This is a genomic window from Pseudoalteromonas rubra (assembly GCF_004212645.1).
In the GTDB taxonomy this organism is placed as follows: Bacteria; Pseudomonadota; Gammaproteobacteria; order Enterobacterales; family Alteromonadaceae; genus Pseudoalteromonas; species Pseudoalteromonas rubra_G.
This window is the reverse complement of record NZ_PPUZ01000022.1, coordinates 17051-35977: the sequence shown is the minus strand read 5'-3', so window position 1 is coordinate 35977 and position 18927 is coordinate 17051. Positions and strand designations below refer to the sequence as shown.

Below are 18927 nucleotides of genomic sequence, written 5' to 3'. Positions count from 1 at the left end.
TGGCACCACACAAATTAAAAAAGCCATGGCCGCTTGTGCGTGCCATGGCTTTTTTATTTTACTGCATCGCCGGTTACTGGCAGTTTTCGATCGCTTCCCAAGGCCCTAATGAGGCCGGGTTATTGCCCTGGTTCCACCATTTGGCTTGGTAGGTTTGACCTTCAAAGGTCACCTGATCGCCGGTGATGTAGATGTCGTTTGCATTCCAAAGTGCCGGGCAGGCATTACCTGGCTCAAAGGTTACCTCTACGCTGTGCGCTGCAGCCAGTGCCACAAAGGTGTAGCTTGACTGCGCTGTCACACTGACGCCGTCGACTTTCACTGTCGCAACGCGATATCCGCTGTCTGGTACAAAGGTCAGTGTGAAGTCGGTATTGCCTTTGCCACTGATCACGCCGCTGGCATCCGGGGCTGGTGAAATGCTGCCGCCTGTGCCCACAACCGTAGCCGTGATGTCATAGAACACCGGTACATCAATGGTTGCATCGGTAAAGTTACCCGAGACAAAGTCAAAGTTGGCCGCGCTGAGGCTGTTCACATCGGTGTTTTTCAGTACCAGACGCTTTTGATCGCCTTTTGAGGCTGTCTCATCCAGTGTGATCACTGTGTCTGCGCCTTCCTGCGTCAGGATCAACATGGAGAAGCTGTAGTTAAACAGCGGCATGCTGATCACAGTTTTAGCCGGATCAAAGCTGTTCACGGTCAGTGCCATATTCCAGCCCCAGTTCTGGCTGTTCAGCGGCACGATAAAGCCCAGGCGGTCATAACCACCAGTCACGTTATCAAACATTTCCGGAGTTAAGTCGCCAATCGTCAGGCCGACCAGTTCAACCGAGCTGTAGATGCCACCATCTTTGGCCTGCACACCAATCACCAGTGCTGTGTCAGTTTCGTAGGCTTTGAGGTGCTTAAAGCCAATTCCGGCAGTACCACGAATTTTATCAAGCGAAGGGTTAAAGCCGGTCACGGTTTGTTTGCCTGACCAGGCAATTTCATAAATATCCGACTGGGCGATCACCGCTTCAGTGTTCACGTTCACAGCCGCGGCCGATACGCCTTCTAGTACCACACGTTGACCGGCAAATGCCAGTTCGGCACCGGCAGGAACATCCGACACAGACAGGTTGCTCAGCGGCGCGCTCGCCTGCCAGTCGCGCAGAATAATGCGGTCTTCGCCCACGGTGAAATCACGCACTGTGGTCACAGAGCCACTTTGCTCATGTAGCTCGATAACATCCACACCGCCACCGGGCAGCACTAAATCGTTACCCCAACCCGCCGAGAGTTTTTCATCGTATTTTGAGCCTTCAATGACATCGTCCGCCGGGGTGTCGAAGATAGTATTGTAGCCACCAAATTTATGAACGTACTTGGTGATACAGGTGCCCAACTCGTCACAGGTGATCTCATCTTTGGTCAGCAAACGCGCCGTGCCCCAGGCACCGCGCAGGTGGGCCGCAGCCAGCAAACCAGACATAGTCGCCTGAACTGTGATGGGATTGCCATTGTCGTCTTTGTCTGGCCAGCTCTTCGCCAGCGCCTGCTCCCAGGTCATGTTGGCCGCAGTCAGTAGCTGGGTCATCACGCCATAGTTAAAGCGCATGGCATCGCGCATCACCAGTTCCTGATTATCCGGGATCAACAGATCGGCAAACGAGTTCACACCGTTTTTGCCCACAAAGGTGCCTTCCCAGCGGTTAACGTCGGTGGCCTGAATTTTGTTGCCACCAGAGCCGACAATTTCCACCAGCGCCTCGGTTTTACAGCCGATCCAGGTGCTGTCTTCCACAAACACATAGAAACTATCGTACTCAGTGCCATCCACAGTCACGACTTTCGGGCTGTAGTAGCCCGCATCGATAAGTACCGCTTCACCCAGCTGATACCCCACAAACCCCCAGGCGTTCATGGAGTTATACTGCATCTTCTTGAACATCTCGGGATCATTGGGGGTCTGCGCGTTGTAAAAGCCATCAATACCCAGCTTAGTGAAGAACTGATTGATGGTGGTGGGCTCCGGGATCATGCTGCCTGTTGAGCAATCCCGGATCATGCGCCCCGGTGCCGATACTTTGGCATACCTGTAAACCGGGTTATCGAGATTCTCCAGGTAAAAATCTGCAAGCGCTGGGTTAATACCCGATTCGAAGTTTCTTAAGCTGTCCAAAAAGTCCTGTACGCCGGTGCCCGCCGACGCGGAACAACTTAACATTACGGCCACTGCACATCCTGTCATTTTCACTTTCATTAGGTGTTTCCTCATTATTTTTTTAATCGAAACAAACCCAGCCATATCAACCCGAATAGAGCAACAATTTTAATGAACAACCGCAGCCCAACCCGAAGCCGCCTACCAATAAACCCGCATTAAATATCTATACCGGGCTCATATCGCTGAGGTAGTGAGCTAACCTATCTTGCATCACACACAAAACGGGCATTTCTATTTGCTCAACTAATATACAAGCTAGCCTTGACCAAATAATAAGTCAATCGTTTTTACAAAATTTATTGCAATAAGGTTTCAAGCAGAAATGAGGGCGAAAAAGCAGAGAAATAAGGCAAGCCGGGCAAACTTGCCTTAACCGAGTAGAAGTGTGAGTGCACAGCGCGGACCCAGCAATATTTGCCTGGGCAACGCGCGCTTACACCCTGAACCGCGCACCTTTGCAACCTTCCTTGCCAGGCTACGCGCGGATTGACCAGTTAAAACCAAACTGGCCTAAAGGAAGTGGGTGCTTCCTTTATTAGGTTGCCGCACGGCACGGGCGACCGTGCGCTCTGTCGGTATTAGAAGCGAATGCTGGCACCGACAAAGTAACGGGTACCAAATTCATCCACAGCATGAACGATATTGCCTGCTGTAGGCTGCCTTAGTACCAGGGCCTCATTGAGCAGGTTAACCGCTTCCAGCGACACGTCTATGTTGTCTGTTACATGCCAGACCACAGAGGCATCAACCTGATCATAGGCATCGTTCGAGCTGTCCAGGCCACTGCCGTTGAGCTGTCTGACCCAGTTATCACGGTAGTTATACGCCAGGCGCACGCTGAACATGTCATTCTCGTAGTAACCAGACAGGTTGTAGGAATTTCTCGATACTTCCTCAATCGGTGTTTCCTTTCCGGTCGAGTCGGTGCGGCTGCTGTCGGTATAGGTGTAATTTGCCTGCACCCCAAAACCATTTTCGAATGCATGCTGATATTGCAACTCAATACCACGTACATCGGCCGTGCCCACGTTACGTGAACGCGTTACCAGACACCCTTCACCACATCCCGGATAAAACTCAGCGGCCGTCGTTTGCTCAATGTAATCACTGATGTTCTTCACAAACAAGGTGGCACCCAACACAGACGACGGGTTAAAGTACCACTCAACCCCCATGTCGTATTGATCTGACTTATACGGGTCCAAGTCCGGGCTACCCACGTTCGCCGTTTTAAAGCTTTCAGAAATGATGTCAGCCACTTTCATGTCATCATAATCAGGGCGCGACACCGTTGAACCGGCGGCAAAACGGAAGATCATGTCTTCACTCAGGTCGATGGCTAAGTTCAGGCTTGGCAGATAGTTAGTGTAGGTTTTGTCCACTTCCCCTTTCACGCCATTGATTTCGCCTTTAGAAAGAATGTCGGTTTCCACCACACGCAGGCCCAAGTTACCGCGGAATCCTTCACCCGAGAAATTAGCCTTTACATAGGCTGCGGCAATGTCTTCTTCAATAGAGAAGGCATCTTTGACCGTAACAGTGCCAGGTGCATTGTTGCGCGCGTAGTCCCACAGGCCACGGGTTGCAATCGGGAAAGAAGACAGGCTGCCGGCGCGCCCCTCGGCACTGTGCAGGCCTGAAACAAATCCGCCGTTAAAGTCGCCCAGCGTCAGTCGCTCGCCCCCTTCACGGATGGCATCTACGCTCAGATCCTGGTTGTTTTCTTGATAAGAAAAGACCTGCTCCTGAAACTTAATCCCCGTCTGAATAGAGGTGATCACCGGCGAGTCCAGCTCGAAGGTGAAATCGGCCTGGATATAGTCGATTTCATTGTCGCGTTCGTAATTGATGTAAGTGTATTCATGGAACAGCTCTAAATTATCATGGCTGCTCAGGTAGTCTGAATTGACCGGCTGTAATTCAAGCGGCCCATCGACATTGTAAGAAAAGCCTGAGTTAGCACGCTCGGTAATGTCGCCCCACCAGGTACTTGTCTGGCCGATACGGCCTTCGGCGGTTGACTGGCCCAGTACAAAGTCTGCCGACCAGGCATCCGCCTGATAGTTGGCCGTAAAATTAAGTACATCCGATTGCATATCGGGCGTGCGCAGTACGCTGTTATTGAATAGTGGTGCGCCACCCGGGCCCGATGCGCGCACGGTGGCGCCGGTGACTATGCCCTGCTCATTCACGCTGACGGTTTCGCTTTGCAAGGTACCTGAGCTCATAATGGCGAACATCGCCGAGTTAATATGGTCGTTTTGCAGCTCGAACAGGTTGTAGTCCAGGCTGAGCGTCAGTGCATCGCTGGGCGCGTACTGAACACTTATCTGGCTGCTGCTGCGCTCCCTGTCTTCATCAAAGATAATCGATGAGGCACAGCAAGAGGTTTTTCTTAAAATGCCAGCGCTGTCTTCCAGCTCAGATGCACCAGGAGGTCCGAAGGTGGATAAGGTTTCACGATATACTTTAGACTCTTCATTGGAGTATGCGACAAGGATACCAAAGTTTTCCTGGTCATTTTTCCAACTCGCCAGGCCAGAATAGGCCGGCGACCAGTCTTCGGCATTGCTGTGGTAGGCATTTTCGACAGACGCAAACACAGTGCCCGATTCCATCTCCAGCGGCTTACGGGTTTTCAGGTTTACCGTACCACCCATCGCACCTTCGTTGATGTCCGACTCCACCGACTTATAGACATCCATGCCCGAGATCTGCTCTGATGCAAGCATCTCAAAGTTAAAGCTACGGTTCATCCCGCCTAAGTCAAACCAGCCAACACTGGCTACGTTTTGACCATTAAGCAGTACCATACTGTGCTCCGGTGCAGTACCACGAACAGTTACGCCGCTGACCTCACCAAAGGTTCTGACCACAGTCACACCCGGAATACGCTGCATCGCATCACCGATGTTTTTATCCGGGAACTTACCAATGTCTTCCGCTGAAATCGAATCAACGACCGAGTTAGCAAAACGCTTAGTGTTAAGCGCCTCGGTGAGGCTGCGGCGGATCCCTCTGACCTCAATGGTCTCCATTGCCTGATTCGCCCCTTCCTGTTGCTCTGCCGCGGCACCAAATGACATGCCAGACAGCGCCGTTGCGACACAGGCTGCGACATAACTGGATTTCAGATAACTGTTCAGATATCTGCTTTTTACCTTTGAGCCCTGATTTTTCATGCTCTTCTCCCCTTTGCCTTTTCCCAAGCCGTTCATTCCCAGTGAGTCGACAGGCTTGTGTTTTTATTAAACTGTCATTTTTTATTAGTAAAATTGAATTACTAAGTATTTATTAAATCATTTTGACTAATTGTCAAGCACTTATTATTTCGTTTTTCTGAATCTTTTAAAGTTGCTCTGCCATTGCGCGGGCACTGACTGCTCTGCTTGAGTAGGCGCAAACATAAGTCGATAAATCAGCATATTGCGTTATTTCGTAGTCTGAGCGCATGGCAATCACAATGACTTTATCGGGCCACTTTTGCAGTGCCTGTTGAACACGTTGCTGCTGCGCCACCACATCAAAGCTTTCGCCGGGTAAGGGATAGTCTTCGGTGATCAGTACCAGAGGCTCTGCCAGCGGTTCAGTCGGTGCCTGTAACGCCGCCATCAGTTGGTCATGTTGCCACAGCCGGTATTCCCGTCCGCGCTCAGCAAGGGTAGAAAGGATCACATCCCGCGCCGAATTGGGGTCGTTCGGACCTATTCCCCGGCTGTTCACTATGTTGTCGTACCCTTTGGGATCGGCGGCAAATGCCAGGGTAAATGCCCGGCCTTCGAGTGGCCATTGCTGGCGCTCGTTACGTACAACCCGGATGGCTGCCACTGCCGCTTCTCGCGCCAGCTCATTGGCGCTTTCCAGCACGCTGGGTGCAGTGTGTAACGATGCGGAAAAATGCTGATATTTAAAGGCCAGCACCTGCTGCAAACGGGCATCGACAACAGACTCAGGCAGGCTACCTTGCTTCACAGCAGCCACTACGCCATCAATGGTTTGTGCCTGGATGGCCTTGTAAGGCGTGGTGCTGTTTTCGTAGTGTTCTTCACTGAGCATCACCAGATTGGCGCCCGCCTGCAATGCCAAAATCGCCGCCTCTGCGGGCGCGTAATTCTTACGCATCGACCACATGTTCATGCTGTCGGTGATGATCAGTCCCTCAAAACCCAGTTGCTGACGCAAGATGCCCTGTAAAATGGTCGCAGACAGAGTTGCCGGATACTCGGGGTCTATCTGCGGATAACGAATATGACTGGTCATGATCAGCGGCACGCCCGTTTCAATCGCTGCCTTGAAGGGCAATAAGTCTTCGCGCATCAATTGTTGCAAAGACTTGTCGACTTCCGGCAGGGTCTGGTGCGAATCGCTGTGAGTATCGCCGTGGCCGGGAAAGTGTTTGGCACAGCTCAGGCTGCCACTGCGCTGTACACCGCGCACTGCTGCGGCAACATGCCGGGCAACGTGATGGCTCTGCTCGCCAAAGGCACGCAGGCCAATAATGGGGTTATCCGGGTTGGCATTAACATCGGCACAGGGTGACAGCAAGGTATTGTAGCCCACTTCCTGCATCTGTTCGGCAAACACCTGATACATGTCGGCGGTAAGGGCCGTATTATCGGCCTTGCCCAGGCCCAGATTACCAGGACCCAGATCGGTATACTGAGTCAGGATCCCCCAGGCACCTTCCTGATCAACGGCCAACAGCAAAGGCGCATCGCAGGCTCTCAGCGAAGCTTCGTGTTGTAACTCGCACGCCAGCTGGGCGGCACTGGTGGGGTTCGCGGCATTGTCATCGGTGATGTAAAAGCCGCCGATATGGCGCTCCTTGACCAAGGTTTTAGCGTAGTCGCGATCCTCTCCGGCAAATGCCAGAACAAACAGCTGCCCGACTTTTTCTTCAACAGAAAGTGTGTCGATAAGCTGTGCTACTTTCTTTTCAATATCCATACTGCCCTCTGATTTTTGGCAAAACAAAGCCCTCGGCGCTGGTGCGCCGATTTAAAATGGGTTCAGGTTAACGCGGTGCCCCTCTGGCACCTCACAGGTAAATCAGACTCGCCTTAGTGGCCGACTAAGTTAGGCTCTGCGGCGAGCGAGTGCCTTTACGCGGCGGATTTTGCCCCGGTGATCAGTCCGACCAGATCTTCTTTGGTCACATCACTGACCGACACATCCGCAACCGACTGGCCCTGATACAGCACCACTGCGCGATCGCAGGTTTCGACCACATGTTGCATATTGTGGCTGATCAGCAGCACCGCTACGCCCTGAGAGCTGATCACATTGATCAGTTCATTGACCTGGGCACTTTGTTCCACCCCCAGCGCGGCCGTTGGCTCATCCATAATGACAATGTCGGCACCCCAGTTCACGGCACGGGCAATGGCCACCGCCTGGCGCTGACCACCTGACAAACGGTGGATCTGCTCCTGATAACTCGGAATGCGGCTGTTCAGTCGGTTCAGGGCCTTCTTCGCCCGTTTCTCCATGGCTTTTTTATCCAGCCAGCCGAGTCGGCGTAAGATCGGGTTCTTGTGCAGGATCTCTCGATTGAGAAAGAGGTTTTCCGTGATATCGAACTCAGGCACCATGGCCAGGTCTTGAAACACGGTTTCTATGCCGGCCTCGCGCGCCGCCAGCGGCGAATCGATATGGACCGCTTGACCATTCACCAGGATGGCACCTTCATCGGGTGGGTGGATCCCTGAGATACAGCGCACCAGCGTGGATTTACCCGCACCGTTGTCACCCAGTAAACCGACTACTTCGCCTTTATTGATGGTAAAGCTGACCCCTTTCAGGGCGTGAACGCCGCCAAAGCGCTTGTGTACATCCCTGACTTCGAGGGCGATTTGATCCAATGCACTTCTAACCATTTTTCAACTCCTTGACACCAATTGCCACTGCCACAATCAATATCGCGCCGCGGGCTATCATTTGTTCATTTGTGGAAAAACCCGACAAGATCAGGCCGTTGTTGATCATGCCCATCAACCAGGAACCCAGAATGGCACCTATGATACAGGCGCGGCCACCAAACAGGCTGGTGCCGCCAATTGCCACCGCTGCGATAACCGTCAGCAGGTCGGCCTCACCCAGGGTGTAACGCGCCCCGTGCAGACGACCTGCGTACAACAGTCCTGCCAGTGCCGCAGCCATGGAAGAAATAACCAGCGCGTAAATACGCACCTGAGTCACCTTAATTCCCATGGCTAATGCCGCTTTGGGGCTGCCACCTACCGCAAGTAAGTGCTTACCAAAGGCTAACTTAGTCAGCACCACGTAGCCTAGTGCCGCAATGACCAGGGTCCAGATAAATAAAGACGGAATACCAAACAACTCACCGGCGCCAAAAAACGCGGTAAAGGTTTGATCTATGATTGGCACAGACTCCAGGTTGGTCAGCTGGCGCGATAAGCCCGTGATCACCCCCATAGTGCCTAAGGTGATCAATAAGGAGGATACCTGCAACCGCTCAATCAGCAAGCCGTTGATCAGGCCCACAATCAGGCCCACACTGAGTGCCCCCAGTACCGCCAGCGGAATCCCCACATGCTGTAGTAGCAGTGCCCCGACCAGCGCCGATAAGGCCACCACAGAGCCAATCGACAAATCGATGTGGCCCACCGCCAGTGCAAAGGTCAGCCCGACCGCCATCACGGTGATAGGTGCAGTCTGGCGCACAATGTTCATAAAATTGGTCAGGCTAAAAAAGCCCGTGTCATGCAGTGCAACGGCAAAAATCAGCATCACTGCAAGGAATATATAGTAGATAAAAAACTCTCGTTTTACTGCCAGCAACTTGAGCTGCTGCAAGGGTAGTTGATTAACGCTCATGGTATTCCTTATTGTTTTAACGCTAAATTCAGGAGCCTGGGCACAGGTGACTGGAACGCCTGCTGCCAGATCTCAGCAATATTGTTTCGCTTCACGGTATCAAACGGCACCAGGGTAAAATGCGGTGCCGGTAGGCCCAGTGTGGAGGCCGCACCCAGCCGTGCCATGGTTTGCCCAATGTCAAAGGGGCGGTCTGAAATGGTGCCATAGACGTTGCCCCCCATGGCCATATCCAGCAGGTTATTAACGCCCAGGTCATGGGTGATCACTTTAATATCGCGTCGGCCTAACGAGCGCAGCGCTTCTACCACCCCCTCGGCGGCAGCATCCCAGGACACATAGATGGCTTCAAGTTCCGGATGTTGCAACACCATGGCCGCAGCCACATTGCTGGTCTCGTGCTCTTTGATAAAGCCCTTTTCGATGATCACATCCAGTTCAGGGTAGGCTTTTAGCCCTTTGCGGAACGCGTTATCGCGATTATTGGTGATAAAGTAGCTGGCATCGTGATAGATCATGCCTATCTTACCTTTGCTATCCAGCGCATCCGCCGCCAGGTCGGCGGCCGCCTTGCCCATGCCAAACATGTCGTCAGTGACAATACCGACAAAGTCTTTGCCTTGCTCAAAGCCGGGAATGGGGTTACTAAGTAATACCAGTTTGGCGCCCCGCTCTATCGCCCTGGCATAACTTTGCTTAGTGCTGACACCATCAACACTCAAAGACAAAATAATATCGGGGTTGAGTGCAGCGATGTTCTCCAAATCGGCCACTTGCTTGGCGGGGTCGAACTGAGCATCGGTTGCTGCCACTACTTTAATGCCTAACTTTTCGAATTCGGCACGTGCCCCGCGCGATACCGCGGCAACCCAGGGACTGGCACCGTGCCAGACCAGTGCAGCAGTCAAATCTTTTGATTTAATCGCCTCACTTTGCTGCTCGCTCAGGTGGATATCACTGGATTTTGCCGCCTTACTCCAGTCGATGCTTTGTGCCGCCCAGCTCATCGACGTTGCACAGAGCGCAGCAGCGGTAAACATCCCACTCAGCCACGCCCGACGGCGATGACCCTTCATCTGAGTTCCTGTAGACATAAGTAGATCCTGCTGTTGATTATTAAAATTCGCACTTGCGAACATCCTGGCCGCCGTTTTTGTACTGGCATTTAGGATCAGTTTTGTTGTATTTATAGTCATATTCGGCCAACAAATGATTTATGTCAATCAGTTTGACTAATTATTTTTTATTCGGTTTAGTCTCATGATCGAGTAAGATGATCGGCTTAGTTCAGGGATAATGTGTTGTATAAGCAGGTACATACGGCACAATCACTGGGGCGATATCACAATACAGCCCCAACATCAGATTCAAATAGTAAGGCGAATACATTGAAAGGCTCCAACGCAAAACAGAATAAATCGATAAATTTGCGTCTTGTACTCTCTCAGATTGTCACACAGGGGCCAATCTCCCGTGTTGAGATTGCCCGCAATACCCAGCTGACCAAGCAAACCATTACCAATATGGTTGAAGAACTGCTGAGCGTGCAGCTGGTAGAAGAAACGGGCATTAAAAAATCCGAAGGCGCAGGTAAGCCCTCGAAAATGCTGGTGCTGAATAAAAGGGCCGCATATACGCTGGCGGTGCGCATTGTTGATAACGAACTGGAAGTCGGTTTATTTTACCTCAATGGCGAGCTGCTTAACCGCTTACACACCCGGCTCGAAAGCAACGACGTCTTGCTCGATAAGATCCAATACCTGATAGATACGTTACTGACCGTCGCAAACCTGAGCGTTACCCAGGTGCTGGGTTGTGGTTTATCGGTACAATTGAGCCACCTCAAAGGCGTCGAGATTTTTGCTCACAACCGCCAGCTTCAGCAACAACTGGCAGATACCCTGGCCGTGCCCGTCGCGCTGGAAAGCACCGCATCCGCCTGTGCCAGTTACCAGATGCTGTTTGGTGAAGCACGGTTGCTGGATAGCTTTGTCTATGTCCATCTGGGCAATCAGGTGGAGTCGGCTGTGGTATACGAGCGGCGGATCCTGCTCGGTCAGAATGGTTTGACCGGCGCGCTGGGTGAGCTATTTGTAACCCCGGAAACCGATGAAGACACCGCAGAGCTGGGCAGGCTTAATGACTTTGCGTCGCTCAGTGCGCTTAAGCAAAGCCTGGGACGAGCGGGCTGCAGTACCGAAGAGCTGCACCACCAGTTGCAGGAGCACCCGGTGATCGAGCGCTGGCTTGAACAGGCCGCCGAACCTATGCGGATCGCCATTCACAGCCTGGAGTCTTTGCTCAATACCCAGACCATTATTTTAGGCGGCGACATTAATGACTGGCTGCTGGATAAGCTGACTTCAGAACTGCGCCCGTTTATTCCCTCCATTGCGCAGTTTGGCGAACGCCAGGTGGTGCGCCTGGTCAAAACCCCGGACGTTGCCAATATCGCCCTCAAGGGCATTGCCACCTTGCCACTGCACAGTGCACTCAGTGCCAAAAATATGCAGACTTTGTATCTGCCTGCACTCAATCAGCCCAGCGAGCTTCAGGAACTGGTGTTTTAATTTTGGGTGGTAAGGGTTGCGACCGGCAGGTCCAAATCTTGCCCCCACTCGCTCCAGGACGCATCGTAAACAGATAACGGATAAAACCCGCATTCATCGGCAATCATGGCCAGAATACAGGCGGTGATCCCGGAGCCACAACTGAACTGCAAGGCCTGACTGGTGACGCCCGCCTCACTCAGCAGCGCCCGCAACTGCGCCTTGGGTTTTAGCAAACCACTGTCATCCAGCACGCTGGCATAATGCACATTGCCACTGCCCGGAATATGGCCACTGCGCATGCCTGCTCTGGGCTCGCGCTCCTGTCCGCTAAACCTTTGCGGGCTGCGCGCATCCAGTAATAGCACCTCGGGGTCGTCTATGGCCGCCAGCACCGCTGTTTTATCAATAAAATAGCCAGTTTGGGGGTTGGCAACAAAATCACCCAGTTCGCTTGTATGGGCATACTCAGCTGCCAGTGGTAAACCCAGCTCCAGCCATTTAACCAGGCCACCATCCAGCACATAAACCTGTTCAAACCCCATGGCCTTAAACATCCACCAGCCACGGGCGGCACTGAACAAGCCAAAGTTGTCGTACACAATCACAGTATCCTGTTGGCTGATCCCCAACTCTCTAACCCCTTGCTGAAACCGCTCGGCACTACACATGGTATTTGGAAATATGCCATCGGGGTCGCTGAATGTTTGGCCAATATCAAAACGTTTTGCCCCGGCAATGATCCCCGGCGGCTCGTAATTTCCTTTTGTCCCGGGTTTGAGCATGCCACAATCGAGTACGACCACGCGATCGAGGCTGTTCAGTAACCAGTGACAACTTTTGATGTTTTTCATAATGTTAACTTTTGCTGAAATTGAGGTACAAAGGTGATTTTGTTCACAAGCTTTGGTTATACTAGGCTGCTTTAATGCCCAAAACAAGAAAGTCCATGTCCTTACAAGCCATAGATCCTCACCATTTGAGTGGCCCCATCTTAGTGGTCCTGCCCCGCTATATTGGCGACGCCATCAATACATTGCCAGCCATCGCGCTGCTCAATGAATTGTATCCGGGGAAAAAGATCTATCTGCTAGTTCGCCCTTATATGCGAGAAGTGCTACAAAGAGCGCACGGATATGACTTTGAACTGCTGGATGATGCAAGGCATCAGGCAGAAGAAAAGGCAAGCCTGCTTGGTTTTGCTAAAACGCTCAGGGCCTTGGGCTGCTCCATGGCGGTGTTGTTTCGTGGCTCGCTCACCGATGCCGTTCTTTGTAAACTGGCCAGGATCCGCTATGTAGCCGGATATGCCCAAAACGGCCGCTCCCCTCTGTTATCACATACCCTCAAGCTAAATCATTGCCACCACTATCTATTTCGCTATTGCCGTTTGGTGAACGACATCCATGGCAAACCATTCGACAAATTTGCGCTGCCCCGCCTCAAAGCAAAAACATTGCCGCTCACACAGTCCCAGTCGCGCGCGACGGGGGTTTATCTTGGTGGTAAAAACAAAGGCACCCGCCACTATCCCGCAGAATTAGCAGCGCAAGCGCTGCTAAGAATACATCAGCAAAGCGGCACCCGGTTTTATTTGCTCGGGGACCCATCCGAGCAGCAAGATATGGAAGAACTCAAACAGCTGTTAGACGCAGAGGGAGTTCAGGTAGCCAACCTGGCGGGCAAAACATCTGTGGGCGAGTTAGTCGACACCATTGCAGCCATGGATGCCATGATCACCATAGATTCCGGCCCGATGCATATTGCTGCCGCATGCAAAGTGCCAACGCTGGCGCTGGCAGGCCTGGGCACATCGCCCTTTTCATTGGTTACGCCATTAACACCGCTGTGTCATACCATCACCAGCCACTCGACAAGTCTTCATGAGTCGGAAATTATCTGTGCGATACAACCTCAGGACCTTGCACAGCAGTTCAGCCAGATGCTTGGTGAAGGTCACGGTTCCTGACACGCAACATTTAATACTTCACCGAATATTCTATCCTCTTCTGTCTTTGTGCTTGTATACCAGATCCACAGTCGCTACTATTCTGTTTGCAAAAAAGGAATAACCGGATCACACACATGTCAATTAACAAGCATGCACTACACCCAAAACAATGTTCTAACCTCATTCGTATGGGCAACCAGTTTGATGGTGGATACGTCGTCCCCAAAAATCATATAAAAGACACGGACTATTTACTCTCACTCGGTATCAATGATGACTGGCGATTTGATAAAGAGTTTCAGGCACTCAACCCGGATTGCCGGGTGGTGGGGGTAGACTATACTGTCGGACTTGGCTTTATTGTTCGTAAAACCCTGCAAAATAGCATCAAGTCTTTGCTCAACACCTTGCTGTTTCGCCATGATAAACGCCAAAAATACTGGACGCGTTTGTTAAACTGCGTGTTCTTCTACAGCTTCTTCCGTGGTAAAAATAGCCACCTGCAGCGCCGTGTTAGCAAGACTTCCGGCCAGCTGGATATCAGCCTGGATGAGCTTATTCAGCAGCATTGCGGGACGCCGGAAGACACGGTTTTCCTGAAAATGGACATTGAAGGGGCTGAATATCAGGTGATTGATGACCTGTGCAAGCATGCCGACCGCATCAATGTGGTTGCTGCCGAGTTTCATCATCTGGATACACAAACAGAGCACTTCAACCAGTTTATTGCGGCGATGTCTGAACGCTTTCATGTTGTACATATTCACGGCAACAACTATGGCAGATATGTCGATTCCATCGACTTTCCTGAAACCGTCGAAATCACTTTTATCAATAAAACCCTGATGCCAGACGCACAACCTTCTACCCACTCCTATCCGGTTGCAGGGCTCGACTTTCCAAATAACCCTAAAAAGCCAGATTATTCGTTAGCGTTCGAATAATCAGATCTTGATCACCTCACCACGCAATGGTGCCAGCCTGGCCAGGATCTGGTTTTGCGTGGTGTGGGCAATGCCCGCTTCGGTCATGGCGTTGATCAACAGCTCAACCACACGGTTAAAGTCGGCTTCGGTGATCTGCATGCCGGTGTGGATCTGTACCATAGAGTCGCCCTGATAGTCGCAGGGTCCGTCCAGGGTGTCACATAAGTGTGTGATAAAGCCCTGGCGGAAGTGACTTACATTGGCTTTGGCAAAATAAGGTAAAATGGCTTTATCGCGCCCTATCTGGTTAATAAATAAATCCACCAGACGTTCCAGCCCAGCCTGACCGCCTATCTGTTGATACAAAGTGGGCTGGCTGGCAGACTGACAGCCACTCAATGCGACGCTGGCCAACAGTAAAATAAGGCCATACAGCACACGACTGGCATTGCGTGTTAGTTTTTTCACCACCGCGCTTCCTTAAAAATAACCTGTGACAGACACATACCAGCCGGTTTGGTCCGGCTGACCGGCAATGCTGCCCAAATCCAGCCAGGCTGCGGTGATATTGACCTGTTTATTGATAAACCAGGCGACAAACACATCCTGCCACTGTTGCTCGCCAAGTCCCAGGTTGTCGGGTTTTTCACGGTACTCGTAGCCCAGCGCCAGGTTTTGACTGAGAAAAATAGCCGTACTGGCTTCGAGATAAATACGTTCGCTGCCCTGCTGGCCACCATAGCCCAGCAGACCAAGCTGGTTGGCCTCGGTATGGCGCGCGGTGATATTCCAAAATGCATTAAAGCCACCCAGAGCCCCCAGGTGCAGCTTGCTGGCAGCCAGATAGATATCGGTGCCGCTGTCATCCTCAGCACCCAGTAAGGCAGCAACGGCATCATCTTTGAGTGATTTATGCTGCAAGCCAAGACTTAACTGCGGCCAGGTGCTGTAGACAATATCTCCATACAGGCGCACTTTAACGCCGCTGATCGACTGTTCTATATCGGTATTGAGTGCCGGTACGGCAAAGGTTTGCTCGGCATAACTGAGCTCAACACGGTCAAACAGATTGGCCTGAATACCACACACATCAAGACGATAATCATCAACGCTGGCGCGGCTGCAAAAGCCGCCAAGGCTCCACTGTTCTTCGCTGGCATAGCCTGCCAGTTGTGCCCAGGGGACTATGCCACCCCCAGCACTCCCTTCAACCTGAGACACGCCGGGTGTGGCCAGTAACTTACCTGATCCGGCAAAGCCTGATGTGCTGATGCACAAGGCACCGCAAGCTAAAACAAACCTGTACAGGTTAGCCCGCTTCATGATACTGGCCTAGCCATTGCGTCAATAACTCCGCCTTCAACGGCTTACTCAAGTAATAGCCCTGAGCGTAATCACAGCCCATTTCTTTAAGCAGCTCCAAAGAGGCTTTATCTTCTACCCCCTCAGCAACCACAGAGAAGCCAAGTTGATGTCCCAGGCTGATGGTGGAGCGCACAATACACTGATCCTGATGGGTTTCAGCCAGTTTGAGAATAAACACTTTATCCAGCTTAAGCTCATCAATGGGCAGCATTTTTAAGCGGCCCAGTGAGGTTTGCCCGACCCCGTAGTCGTCCAGCGAGATATGCACGCCAATTTCTTTGAGCACTTTAAGCGCCGCGATGCCTTTTTCTTCATTTTCAATCATATCCCGCTCGGTCAGCTCTATGGTGATTAATGACGGCGATATCTGGTAGCGATCCAGCATAGCTTCAAGGTGTGGCACAAAGTCGGGGTCGGCAATGTCCTGCGCCGACACATTAATAGCCGCTTTCATGGTGATCCCCTGCTCGACCCAGTTGGCCACCTGCGCCACCACTGTTTTGAGCACCCACTGAGTCAACTCAACAATCAAACCTGACTGCTCTGCCAAGTCAATAAAGAATTCGGGCGATACCCACTCGCCATTGCGCCGCTGCCAGCGGATCAGTGATTCAACCTTGTCCACTTGCTGACTATGCATATTCAGTTTAGGCTGATAGGTCATAAACAGCTGGCCATCGTCGCTTTGCAGCGCGGCTTTAAGTTCATCGATGATCAGCAAACGCTCCAGGTAGGCCTCGTCTTCACCGGTTTGATAGAAATACACGGCATTGCTGCCCTGTTGCGCCGCATTGTCGGCCGCGATCAGCGCCCGGCGCACCAGATCTTCAGGATCCTCAGCCTGCTCAGGGTAATGCACCACCCCAACGCTAAAACGCAGATTGATCTCCAGGTTTTGCACCTGATAGGGCTGGTTCAGCGCACTTAAAAAGCCCGCGACGCAACCCTCCATTGAGCTGTCTTCTTTGGCCGCCAGCACAGTTAAAAACTCGTCCCCACCCAGGCGAGCATTCAACCCGTCAAAATCGGCGCCGATTTGTTCAATGCGCTGTGCAACAGCCTGAATACAGCTGTCCCCCACGCGCGGTCCCAGTTTATCGTTTATGTGTCTGAGCCCTTTAATATCAACCACCAGCAGGTAATACACCCGGCCATCTTGCAGCAGCTGAGTCAGCTTCTCCATGGCGGCTGCCCGGTTATAAAAGCGGGTCAGACCGTCGTGACTGGCCTGATAACGAATTTGCTTTTCCCGTGCCTGAATATCGTCGCCCATTTCATGAAAGGCATCTACCAGCTGGCAGATCTCTTTGGTGGGGCGAGACTCATGTACCGTTGCCTCATAATCACCCAGCGCAAAACGGCGTGCCATCACAGTGAGCTGCTGCAGGGGCGTTGCCAGGTTACGGGCCAAGAAGCCACTGGCCACAAAGCCAAACAGCATGGTCACGCACGACGTCAAAATAATGCTCAGTACCAGCTGATCAAACTCCTGATAGTCCTTGGTCATATCGGCACTCAGCACCAAGCTCACCGGTGAGGATTTGAGCGCAGGTAGCGCCACCTCAGCGTTAATGTAAACAGGAAATTCACTCAGCCAGCGAGTGATTTTTTGTTCATGTAGATAAGCGAACAAGTCCTGAGACTCAGGCAAACTTAACGAGCTGGTCTTGATCTGCTCACCATGACCAATAAAGCTCATTTCCATGCCGGTCAGTTCACGCAGCTGCCCGGCAACCTCTTTATCAACGGCAAAACCGACAATCGCAAAGGCAATGGTCCGCGGTGCCTTTACGGGCAAAATAATCGCCTGATAGAGCTGATTATTGAGACTAACGAACGCAGAGTGCTCATCGTGACTGAGCAGCTCTCTGAGTAGTGGCCGCAAGTCTTCGGCCAACTCGATTTCGGCCTGGTTGGCGGAGATCAGCTGACCACGCACGTCGAGCAACAGCATCAGATCGGCATCAATACGCTGGCTGTGATTAAACAGCACACTTTCTATGGTCGGGGCATCCCGAGTGGCAACGGCCTGTTTAAAGCCAAAGTCCTGGGTCAGTACCGTGGCGGCGGTGACCAGCAGGCGCTCTTTGGCGCTGAGGTATTGCTGATAGACATTTTGCGCCGTCTGAATATCCTGCTGTACCTTACGCTCATTGAACTGACTGGTAGACCACCAGAAGCTCACTAAGCTGGCCACAGCGGTCAGTAACACCAGACCAACGCACAGTGCGATAATGCGATTTTTAAAACTAGTGCCCATGATGCTCCTTAAACATCTCAGAGAATGTGTTTCTGGGTGCCGGGTCCTGAATGTTAATTGTCACAGGCCCGGATTGTTGTAATTCTGTCACCGAAACAATTCTTCTTTTATCAATATCTTGCTGCTGCATCGCGTGCCAGATAGCCACCTGCGTGCTAGTGTTCGGCAGTATAACTGTCCCCTGAACATCGCTGATAAATACCTCTTTTGACTGAGAGACATAAATATAGCCGACCATGGAATCATGAATGTTACAGCCCAGAACAACCACACCGGGTTGCTCAAAACGCACAGGCGCATTGGGCGTACCAGAGTAAAGTTTCAGCTCAAAGCGTTTGGTTTGCGAAAAAGAATACACGTGATGACGAATATCATCACTGTTAGGAAAACTCACAAATTGCCCCTGCGCAATGGTCAGTAGCCTGGGCTCAAACTGTTTATTAACCTGATCCATAATGGCGATGTCGGTTGTCGGCTGTACATGCAGTGGCGAAGTCACCTCCACAACAACATCAGCCAATGGGGTACCGTGTTGATCCACAAACTGAAGGGGGTACCCGTTACCGGATCCGTTACCGGATCCATACGAAGAGCTTACAAACCCCCAGAGCAGTATTACACAGAAATAGCTAACTGCACGCCTGAACTGAGTCAGACGGCAAAGTGTGATCCTTACCAGGTTATGCCCACTGAGCGTCATGGTTGTGTGCCTGAGTTTCATGCATACCCCTAAGTAAAAGTGACCGTGAAAAGAAAAGCAAGGACTAACCGCAAATGACACCACCACAATATTATTCAAGACAACAAAAAAGCGGCAATCTGCCGCT

General features: G+C 51.8%; 14 protein-coding genes. 3 read left to right on the top strand and 11 right to left on the bottom strand.

Annotation, left to right across the window (positions count from 1 at the left end; genetic code table 11):
• Positions 1–73: 73 nt before the first annotated feature.
• The 6 genes from C3B51_RS08340 to C3B51_RS08315 form a co-directional block, all read right to left on the bottom strand.
• Positions 74–2248, bottom strand: coding sequence for a carbohydrate-binding protein (locus C3B51_RS08340; protein WP_130244736.1), 2175 nt, complete (start codon positions 2246–2248; stop codon positions 74–76).
• Positions 2249–2790: 542 nt separating this feature from the next.
• Positions 2791–5394 carry a TonB-dependent receptor gene (locus C3B51_RS08335; RefSeq protein ID WP_130244735.1) on the bottom strand — a complete coding sequence of 868 codons (2604 nt, stop codon included), beginning with the start codon at positions 5392–5394 and terminating at the stop codon, positions 2791–2793.
• Between the two features lie 166 nt (positions 5395–5560).
• Positions 5561–7159, bottom strand: coding sequence for a glycoside hydrolase family 3 protein (locus tag C3B51_RS08330; RefSeq protein WP_130244734.1), 1599 nt, complete (start codon positions 7157–7159; stop codon positions 5561–5563).
• Between the two features lie 155 nt (positions 7160–7314).
• Positions 7315–8088 carry an ATP-binding cassette domain-containing protein gene (locus tag C3B51_RS08325; protein WP_130244733.1) on the bottom strand — a complete coding sequence of 258 codons (774 nt, stop codon included), beginning with the start codon at positions 8086–8088 and terminating at the stop codon, positions 7315–7317.
• A complete protein-coding gene (locus C3B51_RS08320; protein ID WP_046005381.1) occupies positions 8081–9049 on the bottom strand; it encodes an ABC transporter permease in 969 nt (322 codons plus the stop codon). The genes C3B51_RS08325 and C3B51_RS08320 overlap by 8 nt, the downstream gene beginning before the upstream one ends.
• An 8-nt stretch (positions 9050–9057) precedes the next feature.
• A complete protein-coding gene (locus C3B51_RS08315) occupies positions 9058–10143 on the bottom strand; it encodes a substrate-binding domain-containing protein (RefSeq protein ID WP_240657363.1) in 1086 nt (361 codons plus the stop codon).
• 294 nt (positions 10144–10437) lie between these two features.
• Between C3B51_RS08315 and C3B51_RS08310 the strand changes: the two genes are divergently transcribed.
• Positions 10438–11619: an ROK family transcriptional regulator gene (locus tag C3B51_RS08310; protein ID WP_125716789.1), complete on the top strand. Its 1182-nt coding sequence runs from the start codon at positions 10438–10440 to the stop codon at positions 11617–11619.
• Here the strand turns inward: C3B51_RS08310 and C3B51_RS08305 are convergent.
• Positions 11616–12452 (bottom strand): sulfurtransferase, encoded by an 837-nt coding sequence (locus C3B51_RS08305; RefSeq protein ID WP_125716790.1) that lies wholly within the window; start codon positions 12450–12452, stop codon positions 11616–11618. The two genes, C3B51_RS08310 and C3B51_RS08305, sit on opposite strands and share 4 nt — an antisense overlap.
• A 95-nt stretch (positions 12453–12547) precedes the next feature.
• On the opposite strand from C3B51_RS08305, the gene C3B51_RS08300 reads away from it, so the two are divergent.
• Both C3B51_RS08300 and C3B51_RS08295 read left to right on the top strand, forming a co-directional pair.
• Positions 12548–13567, top strand: coding sequence for a glycosyltransferase family 9 protein (locus tag C3B51_RS08300; protein WP_130244732.1), 1020 nt, complete (start codon positions 12548–12550; stop codon positions 13565–13567).
• 116 nt (positions 13568–13683) lie between these two features.
• Complete coding sequence (locus tag C3B51_RS08295; protein ID WP_125716792.1) at positions 13684–14493, top strand: FkbM family methyltransferase; 810 nt, start codon at positions 13684–13686, stop codon at positions 14491–14493.
• Here C3B51_RS08295 and C3B51_RS08290 read toward each other — a convergent pair whose 3' ends face one another.
• From C3B51_RS08290 to C3B51_RS08275, 4 genes are read right to left on the bottom strand one after another with little or no spacing between them, the layout of a single operon-like run.
• Positions 14494–14913 carry a group I truncated hemoglobin gene (locus C3B51_RS08290; RefSeq protein ID WP_125716905.1) on the bottom strand — a complete coding sequence of 140 codons (420 nt, stop codon included), beginning with the start codon at positions 14911–14913 and terminating at the stop codon, positions 14494–14496.
• A 42-nt stretch (positions 14914–14955) separates the two neighbouring features.
• Complete coding sequence (locus C3B51_RS08285) at positions 14956–15798, bottom strand: DUF3034 family protein (RefSeq protein WP_125716793.1); 843 nt, start codon at positions 15796–15798, stop codon at positions 14956–14958.
• On the bottom strand, positions 15785–18100 hold the full coding sequence (locus C3B51_RS08280) for a putative bifunctional diguanylate cyclase/phosphodiesterase (RefSeq protein WP_130244731.1): 2316 nt from the start codon (positions 18098–18100) through the stop codon (positions 15785–15787). Before C3B51_RS08280 ends, C3B51_RS08285 begins: the two co-directional genes overlap by 14 nt.
• Positions 18090–18821: a methylamine utilization protein gene (locus C3B51_RS08275; protein ID WP_130244730.1), complete on the bottom strand. Its 732-nt coding sequence runs from the start codon at positions 18819–18821 to the stop codon at positions 18090–18092. Before C3B51_RS08275 ends, C3B51_RS08280 begins: the two co-directional genes overlap by 11 nt.
• Between the last annotated feature and the right edge of the window lie 106 nt (positions 18822–18927).

What these genes read in the sequence shown, in the direction of transcription:
- C3B51_RS08325 (WP_130244733.1), bottom strand. Translation starts at nt 8,088, where the DNA reads ATGGTTAGAAGTGCATTGGATCAAATCGCCCTCGAAGTCAGGGATGTA.
- C3B51_RS08335 (WP_130244735.1), bottom strand. Translation starts at nt 5,394, where the DNA reads ATGAAAAATCAGGGCTCAAAGGTAAAAAGCAGATATCTGAACAGTTAT.
- C3B51_RS08285 (WP_125716793.1), bottom strand. Translation starts at nt 15,798, where the DNA reads ATGAAGCGGGCTAACCTGTACAGGTTTGTTTTAGCTTGCGGTGCCTTG.
- C3B51_RS08340 (WP_130244736.1), bottom strand. Translation starts at nt 2,248, where the DNA reads ATGAAAGTGAAAATGACAGGATGTGCAGTGGCCGTAATGTTAAGTTGT.
- C3B51_RS08305 (WP_125716790.1), bottom strand. Translation starts at nt 12,452, where the DNA reads ATGAAAAACATCAAAAGTTGTCACTGGTTACTGAACAGCCTCGATCGC.
- C3B51_RS08320 (WP_046005381.1), bottom strand. Translation starts at nt 9,049, where the DNA reads ATGAGCGTTAATCAACTACCCTTGCAGCAGCTCAAGTTGCTGGCAGTA.
- C3B51_RS08315 (WP_240657363.1), bottom strand. Translation starts at nt 10,143, where the DNA reads ATGTCTACAGGAACTCAGATGAAGGGTCATCGCCGTCGGGCGTGGCTG.
- C3B51_RS08330 (WP_130244734.1), bottom strand. Translation starts at nt 7,159, where the DNA reads ATGGATATTGAAAAGAAAGTAGCACAGCTTATCGACACACTTTCTGTT.
- C3B51_RS08275 (WP_130244730.1), bottom strand. Translation starts at nt 18,821, where the DNA reads ATGAAACTCAGGCACACAACCATGACGCTCAGTGGGCATAACCTGGTA.
- C3B51_RS08300 (WP_130244732.1), top strand. Translation starts at nt 12,548, where the DNA reads ATGTCCTTACAAGCCATAGATCCTCACCATTTGAGTGGCCCCATCTTA.
- C3B51_RS08280 (WP_130244731.1), bottom strand. Translation starts at nt 18,100, where the DNA reads ATGGGCACTAGTTTTAAAAATCGCATTATCGCACTGTGCGTTGGTCTG.
- C3B51_RS08295 (WP_125716792.1), top strand. Translation starts at nt 13,684, where the DNA reads ATGTCAATTAACAAGCATGCACTACACCCAAAACAATGTTCTAACCTC.